Consider the following 705-nt stretch of genomic DNA (forward strand, 5'->3'; position numbering starts at 1 on the left):
GTGACGGGCCTCTCGGATACCAGCGAGGGGACCATGAATGCTGGCGATTCACAAACGTTAGAAAGCCGTCCGAGTTTCCCGAAATATTAGATGGTACGAATTTGTACAGAGGGCGTCCCAGCGCGGATCCGGCAAAATGAAAATGCCCGCCACCTTTCGGCAGCGGGCCAGCACCCAGGGAGTCACTGATGGGTCAGTGATCCAGCCGAACGTCGTCGGCCCGACAATGTTCCACGGACTAAGAAAGGCCCGCTCGAAATGGGGAACAGGCGGGCAGGCTGGAGTGCGCTGGGATCAACGCGGTCATGCTGATCTGGCGCACGATCGAGGATCCGCCTGGCGTTTTGCCGAACGAAGAGATGGTCAATGGGCTTTACAGCCCCGATCTGATGGGCGAGGCCGAGGCGATTGCCGCCGCCATCGTAGCGACCGTCGAGAGACTCCAGGTCCAGGCCACGCTAAAGCCGCCGGCGCCGAGCATCAAGGCGTAGTGCGCAGCCGTCTTCTAGTGCTGAGTGATCCGGTCCTCTACAGCCATCATCAGATCCTTACTGGACCGGGCGGCATTGCGTATTAGCTTAGAGACGGCGCTTCAATTTCACCCTTCGGGATATCTAGGTGTCGCGATTTGCCCATGTATTCCGGGTCTGCCATGCCAGCCTATGCCGCCAATCATGCGGTCCAGATCAAGGGCATGAAATTCAA

The 705-nt window shown here is 58.6% G+C and carries 1 protein-coding gene; it reads left to right on the forward strand.

Annotated features, from left to right (window positions below):
- The first annotated feature begins 305 nt into the window (after window positions 1-305).
- Window positions 306-491 carry a hypothetical protein gene (locus AC1DZP_RS36315; protein WP_477309180.1) on the forward strand — a complete coding sequence of 62 codons (186 nt, stop codon included), beginning with the start codon at window positions 306-308 and terminating at the stop codon, window positions 489-491.
- Window positions 492-705 lie beyond the last annotated feature (214 nt).

The sequence above is a fragment of the Mesorhizobium sp. P2_F8 genome, assembly GCF_056403655.1.